This is a genomic window from Streptomyces sp. NPDC033229 (genome assembly GCF_055576875.1).
Genome location: NZ_JBVIQR010000018.1, coordinates 149,584 through 155,932, shown reverse-complemented (window position 1 = coordinate 155,932; position 6,349 = coordinate 149,584). Strand labels below are relative to the sequence as shown.

Annotated in this window: 5 protein-coding genes; 3 read left to right on the top strand and 2 right to left on the bottom strand. The window is 72.9% G+C overall.

Features of this window, described 5'->3' with window-relative positions:
• Positions 1-71 precede the first annotated feature (71 nt).
• The 3 genes from ACZ53N_RS18375 to glpK all read left to right on the top strand — a co-directional run bounded on the left by ACZ53N_RS18375 (position 72) and on the right by glpK (position 4,969).
• The gene (locus tag ACZ53N_RS18375) at positions 72-2,390 is read left to right on the top strand and encodes a glycoside hydrolase family 31 protein (RefSeq protein ID WP_469141858.1); all 2,319 of its coding nucleotides are present in this window, start codon (positions 72-74) and stop codon (positions 2,388-2,390) included.
• A 201-nt stretch (positions 2,391-2,591) separates the two neighbouring features.
• Positions 2,592-3,389 (top strand): M15 family metallopeptidase, encoded by a 798-nt coding sequence (locus tag ACZ53N_RS18370; protein ID WP_469141857.1) that lies wholly within the window; start codon positions 2,592-2,594, stop codon positions 3,387-3,389.
• Positions 3,390-3,445: 56 nt separating this feature from the next.
• The gene (gene glpK / locus ACZ53N_RS18365) at positions 3,446-4,969 is read left to right on the top strand and encodes a glycerol kinase GlpK (protein ID WP_469141856.1); all 1,524 of its coding nucleotides are present in this window, start codon (positions 3,446-3,448) and stop codon (positions 4,967-4,969) included.
• Positions 4,970-5,077: 108 nt separating this feature from the next.
• On the opposite strand, the gene ACZ53N_RS18360 is transcribed toward glpK, so the two are convergent.
• Both ACZ53N_RS18360 and ACZ53N_RS18355 read right to left on the bottom strand, forming a co-directional pair.
• On the bottom strand, positions 5,078-5,695 hold the full coding sequence (locus ACZ53N_RS18360) for a GTP-binding protein (protein ID WP_469141855.1): 618 nt from the start codon (positions 5,693-5,695) through the stop codon (positions 5,078-5,080).
• A 139-nt stretch (positions 5,696-5,834) separates the two neighbouring features.
• The gene (locus tag ACZ53N_RS18355) at positions 5,835-6,347 is read right to left on the bottom strand and encodes a DUF742 domain-containing protein (RefSeq protein WP_469141854.1); all 513 of its coding nucleotides are present in this window, start codon (positions 6,345-6,347) and stop codon (positions 5,835-5,837) included.
• Positions 6,348-6,349 lie beyond the last annotated feature (2 nt).

The following is a 6,349-nucleotide window of genomic DNA, read 5'->3' as shown; positions in this document are numbered from 1 at the left end:
CGGTTCTACACCGCCGAAGAACTTCTCCAGTCCGCCCACGTCACAGGAGATCTTGATGCCCAGCCCAAACCGTGACGTTATTCGCGCACAGCTTCCCGGGGGCGGGGCGGGCGCGGGTGCCGGGCGAGGCGGTAGGGGCCGAGCCGCAGCCGGGTGGCGGGGTGGTGCGGTTCGCGCGGTCGTCGTTGCGGGTGCGGGTGGCGGCGGGCGGCGCGGTGTTCTGCGGCTGGGACGGGGCGGACCCGGAGCCGTCGTACGCGCTGGCGGGGGCGTGCCCGGAGGCGGACGAGCGGGCGGTGCTGGAGCCGGACACCGACGGCGGCTGGCGGGTGGTGTCCGAGCGGGTGCTGGTGGTGGTGTCCAGGCTGGGGGCGGTGGAGGTGCGCACGCCGGGCGGGGTGATGCTGCGGCGTGATCAGCCGCCACGGTGGTGGGAGCCGGTGCCGGCCGCGCTGCGGGGCCCGGCGGACGCTGCCGGGCCCCGCACTGGCGCCGGCACCGGTTCGCCCACGGGCTGCCGATGGGTGCAGCGGTCCGAGGTGGCGGCCGACGCCCGGTTCTTCGGCCTCGGGGGCAGGGCGGCGGGGCCGCGGCTGCGGACCGGTTCGTACCGGCTGTGGAACACCGATCCCGGGGGTGCGTTCGAGCCGGGTGACGACCCGCTGTACGTGACGATGCCGGTGCAGTTGGTGGTCGCGGACGCGGGGACGCATCTGATGTTCCACGACAATTCGTGGGACGGGCGGGTCACCTTGTGGGAAGGCGAGGAGGGCGAGGGGTCCGGGCACGACCGGCCGGGCCGGTGTGAGCTGCGGATGGACGGCGGCCCGGTGCGGTATTGGGTGATGGCGGGCACGCCCGCGCGCGTGCTGCACGCGTGGGCGGCGCTCACCGGCGCACCGGCGCTGCCGCCCGCGTGGGCGCTGGGCCCCCACCACGCGCGGTGGGGGTTCGGCAGTGAGCGCGAGGTGCGGCGGGTGGTGACCGGCTACCAGGAGCGGGGGCTGCCGCTGTCGGCGCTGCACCTGGACATCGACCACTACCGGGGCCATCGCGTCTTCACCGTGGACCGGGAGCGGTTCCCGGATCTGCCGGGGCTGGCGGCCGACCTGCGGGAGCAGGGGGTGCGGCTGGTGTCGATCGTGGATCCGGCGGTGAAGGCCGAGCCGGGGCTTCCGGAGTACGACAGCGGGCTGGCCGCGGGGGCTTTCGTCCGGGACGGGCGGGGGCGGGAGGTGCGCGGCGAGGTGTGGTCGGGCGAGTCGGTCTTCCCGGACTTCACGGATCCGGGGGTGCGCGCGTGGTGGGGCGGGCTGTACGCGGAGCGGTTGGCGCAGGGGTTCTCCGGGGTGTGGCACGACATGAACGAGCCGGTGTCGTTCGCGGCGTTCGGCGATCCGACGCTGCCGCGCTCGGCCCGGCACGCGCTGGAGGGCCGCGGCGGTGATCACCGCGAGGCGCACAATGTGTACGGGCTGGCGATGGCACGGGCCGGGTACGAGGGGTTGTGCGAACTGCGCCCTCGGGAGCGGCCGTTCCTCTTCTCCCGCTCGGGGTGGGCGGGGATGCAGCGCTACGGCGGCACGTGGTCGGGCGATGTGACGACGGGGTGGCCGGGGCTGCGGGCGTCGCTGGCGCTGGTGCTGGGGCTGGGGCTGTGCGGGGTGCCGTATTCGGGGCCGGACATCGGGGGGTTCACGGGTTCGCCCTCGCCGGAGCTGTATCTGCGCTGGTTCCAGCTGGGCTCGTATCTGCCGCTGTTCCGTACGCACGCGGCGATCGGGGCGGGTCGGCGGGAGCCGTGGGAGTTCGGTGCGCGGACCCTCGAGCACGCGACGGCTGCGCTGCGGGAGCGGGTGCGGCTGCTGCCGTACTTCATGACGCTGGCGCATCTGGCGCGGCGCACCGGGGCCCCGTACGTGCGGCCCGTGTGGTGGCGTTCGCCCGAGGACCGGGCGCTGCGGGACTGTGAGGACGCGTTCCTGCTGGGCGATTCGCTGCTGGTGGCGCCGGTGCTGGAGCAGGGGGCGGACCGGCGGGCGGTGCGGCTGCCGCGGGGGCGTTGGTACGACACGGCCACGGGTCTGGCGCACGAGGGGCCGGGGCAGGTGCTGCTGGACGCTCCGCTGTCGCGGATCCCGGTGCTGGCGCGGGCGGGTTCGGTGGTGCCGGTCGCGGGCGCGGACGGGCAGGTGGAGCTGGAGGTATGGGCACCGGCTCCGGGCCGTACGGGCGGCGGTGTGCTGATCACGGACGCGGGTGACGGCTGGGAGCCGCCGGAGGTGGTGCGGTTCACGACGCGGTCGCGGGGTGGAGTGGTGACGGTGGAGCAGGACGGTGCGGAGGAGGTGTCGTACCGGGTCCGTCTCCGCGGGGGCGCTGGGCGCTAGCCTGTCCGGCCGGGGCCTGTCCGGCGGATCATGGGGCGCACCACCGCTGCGCGGCGGTGTCCTCAATCGCCGGACGGGCTTGTTGTGGCTGAGCCAGCCGAATCAAGCCCGTCCGGCGATTGAGGACGCGCCCGCAGGGCGCCCGCAGCCGAACTGCCCTGGCTCTTCCGTCCCGCTCCGTTGCCCTGGTATCTGGAGAGCATGTCCAGACTCTCCGCCCTGTTGCGTGCTCTCGTCCTGCCCGTTGCCGCTGTCGTCGCCGTCGGCTCCGCGCCCTTGGCGCGGGCGCAGCCGGAACCGCGGCCGCCGAAGGAGTTCGTGGCACTCTCCGACGTCGATCCGACGATCCTCCAGGAGATGCGCTACTTCACCCCGCACAACTTCACCGGCCATCGCGTCGACGGTTACCGCCGCCCCCTGTGTCTGCTCACCCGCCCGGCCGCCGAGGCCCTGCGCGGGGCCCAGCGTGCGCTGCTGCGCCGGGGCTACGGGCTCAAGGTCTACGACTGCTACCGCCCGCAGCGCGCGGTCGACGACTTCGTGGCGTGGGCGAAGGATCTCGACGATCTGAGGATGAAGGCGGAGTTCTATCCGCGCGTCGCGAAGTCACGGCTGTTCCTGGACGGCTACATCGCCGAGAAGTCCGGGCACAGCAGGGGCAGCACCCTGGATCTGACGATCGTGAAGCTGCCGGCCGCCCCGACGCGGCCGTACATCCCCGGCGAGCGGCTGGTGTCCTGCTACGCGCCGAAGGAGTCGCGGTTCCCCGACAACTCCGTCGACATGGGCACGGGATACGACTGCTTCGACACCCTGTCGCACACCGCGGACCCGCGTGTCCAGGGTGTGCCGCGGGCGAACCGGATGCTGCTCAAGTCGCTGATGGAGCAGGCCGGTTTCGTCAATCTCGCCGAGGAGTGGTGGCACTACACCTACCGCGCGGAGCCGTTCCCCGACACCTATTTCGACTTCCCCGTCTCGCGGCGTCCAGCGCCTTGACGCTCCGTCACGGCAGGTGAACACTGCCCGTTCGGACCACCGAGCCAGGAGACGCCATGACGGACTCGTACGTCGCCGCGATCGACCAGGGCACCACGTCCAGCCGCTGCATCGTCTTCGACCGGGGCGGCGCGATCGTCGCCGTCGAGCAGCGTGAGCACCGCCAGATCTTTCCCCGGCCGGGCTGGGTGGAGCACGACGCGGCGGAGATCTGGACGAAGGTGCAGGCGGTGGTGGCGGGGGCGCTGGCCCGGGCGGGGCTGCGGGCCGACGAGCTGAGCGCGCTGGGCATCACCAATCAGCGCGAGACGACGGTCCTGTGGGACCGCACCACGGGCAAGCCGGTGCACAACGCCATCGTCTGGCAGGACACCCGCACCTCCGCGCTCTGCCACGAGCTGGGCTCGACGGCGCAGGGCGGCCAGGACCGGTTCCGGCAGGCCACCGGGCTGCCGTTGGCCAGCTATTTCTCCGGGCCCAAGGTCGCCTGGCTGCTGGACAATGTGCCGGGGCTGCGTCGGCGGGCGGAGAACGGGGAGATCGCGTTCGGCACCGTGGACTCGTGGCTGATCTGGAATCTGACGGGCGGCACGGACGGCGGGACGCACGTCACGGACGTCACCAACGCCTCCCGCACGATGCTGATGAACCTCGCGACCCTCCAGTGGGATCCCGCGATCCTGGCCGCGATGAACATCCCGGAGGCGGTGCTGCCGGAGATCCGGTCGTCGTCGGAGGTGTACGGGAGGGCCGTCGGGCGGCTCGCCGGGGTGCCGGTGGCGTCGGCGCTCGGCGATCAGCAGGCGGCGGTCTTCGGGCAGACCTGTTTCGGGGTGGGCGAGGCCAAGAACACATACGGCACGGGTAGTTTTCTGCTGCTGAACACCGGTGAGCGGCCCGTTCCGTCGAAGAACGGGCTGCTGACGACCGTGGGGTACCGGTTGGGTGGCGAGCCGCCGGTCTACTGCCTGGAGGGGTCGATCGCCGTGACCGGCTCGCTGGTGCAGTGGTTCCGCGACCAGCTGGGGCTGATCCGCTCGGCCGACGAGATCGAGCCGTTGGCGGCGAGTGTGCCGGACAACGGCGGCGCGTACATCGTCCCCGCGTTCTCCGGCCTGTACGCGCCGTACTGGCGCTCCGACGCCCGCGGTGTGATCACCGGGCTGACGGGATACGTCACGAAGGCACATCTGGCGCGGGCGGTGCTGGAGGCGACGAGCTGGCAGACGCGTGAGGTGGTGGACGCGATGTACCAGGACTCGGGGGTGCGGATCACCTCGCTCAAGGTGGACGGCGGGATGACGGTCAACGGTCTGCTGATGCAGCATCAGGCCGATGTGCTGGGGGTGCCGGTGATTCGTCCGGTGATCTCGGAGACGACGTGTCTGGGCGCGGCGTACGCGGCGGGGCTCGCCACGGGCGTCTGGCGGGACCTGGGCGAACTGCGGTCGCACTGGCGGCGCGATGCCGAGTGGACGCCACGGCTGGGGGCGGCGGAGCGGGAGGGCGAGTACCGCCACTGGCGCAAGGCCGTGGAGCGCAGCTTCGGCTGGCACGAGGAGCCTGCGGCTGGGGCTTGAACCATCTCTGCCGCCTGCGGCGGCGGGGCGCCTCTCTCCTGGCCGGCGGGTCCTCGACTACAGCCCCGTTCTGCCGCTCGCGGCGGCGGGCGCCCTGCGGGCGCGTCCTCAAACGCCGGACAGGCTTGATTCGCGGCGGGCGGCGCCGGTCGCCATGGCGTGTTCGACGACGGATATGAGGACCTGCTTGGCGGAGTCGCGCTCGCGGGCGTCGCACAGGACGACGGGCACCTCGGGGTCGAGGTCGAGGGCTTCGCGCACGGTCTCCTCGGGGTAGCGGGCGGCGCCGTCGAAGACGTTGACGGCGAGGGTGAAGGGGATGTCACGGCGCTCGAAGTAGTCGACGGCGGCGAAGCAGTCCGCGAGCCGCCGGGTGTCGGCGAGAACGACCGCGCCGAGCGCGCCCTGGGCCAGCTCGTCCCAGAGGAACCAGAAGCGGTCCTGGCCGGGGGTGCCGAAGAGGTAGAGGACGAGGTCGTCGCGGAGGGTGATGCGGCCGAAGTCCATGGCGACGGTGGTGGTGCGTTTGCCTTCGACACCGTGGGTGTCGTCGACGGGGCGGCCCGCCTCGGTCAGCACCTCCTCGGTGCGCAGGGGTCTGATCTCGCTGACCGCGCCCACGAGCGTGGTCTTGCCGACCCCGAAACCGCCGGCGACCAGGAGCTTGAGGGTCACCGGGTCGGTGGCGGACCGTTGACGGCCCCGGTCGGAGCGCCTGAACACCATGGTCTCTTCCTCCTCTTCAGGTGCAGTGCGGTATCGCGCTCCCCCGTGGATGTGATCGTTCCGCATGGACCGCGGCCCCGACAAGTCCCAACGGACGGCAGTTGGGACTCCTCGGGCACCGGGCCCGCGGGCGCGCCGGTCACAGCGCCCGCAGGCCGTCGATCACCTCGCGCAGCACGCTCTCGTCGGGCAGTTCCGCTGGGGGAACCGGCCGGGAGACCCGTACCAGCTCGGCGTCGATCAGGTCTCCGACGAGGACCCGGACCACGCCGACCGGCAGATCGAGCCCGGCGGACAGCTCGGCGATGGACTGCGGTGCGTCGCGGCTGAGGTCGACGATGTCGAGGTGTTCCGGGGACAGCGTCCGGTCGGCGATGGCGTGCGCGCCGCCGGGCTGGTCGGCCAGGCTCTCGTCGGCGACGACGACCGCGATGAGGTCGAGCTTGGCCTCGGCGGCGCTGCGGGTGCGCCCCCGGGTCATCGCGTACGGGCGGACGACGGGGCCCGCCGCGTCGTCGTACCAGCGGGCGGCGGGCTCCCCCGCCCCGGGCGCCCCGCGGTGGGGACGCCCCGCTTCCCGCGAGGGCGTGGTGGCCGGGGGCCCGGGAGGTGTGGGTGCCCCCCGGGCGGACGCGGAGCCGTCTCCGGTCATGC

Bases quoted from the DNA above. Each gene is read 5' to 3' on its own strand.
- ACZ53N_RS18370 (WP_469141857.1), top strand. From the start codon at position 2,592: ATGTCCAGACTCTCCGCCCTGTTGCGTGCTCTCGTCCTGCCCGTTGCC.
- glpK (WP_469141856.1), top strand. From the start codon at position 3,446: ATGACGGACTCGTACGTCGCCGCGATCGACCAGGGCACCACGTCCAGC.
- ACZ53N_RS18360 (WP_469141855.1), bottom strand. From the start codon at position 5,695: ATGGTGTTCAGGCGCTCCGACCGGGGCCGTCAACGGTCCGCCACCGAC.
- ACZ53N_RS18355 (WP_469141854.1), bottom strand. From the start codon at position 6,347: ATGACCGGAGACGGCTCCGCGTCCGCCCGGGGGGCACCCACACCTCCC.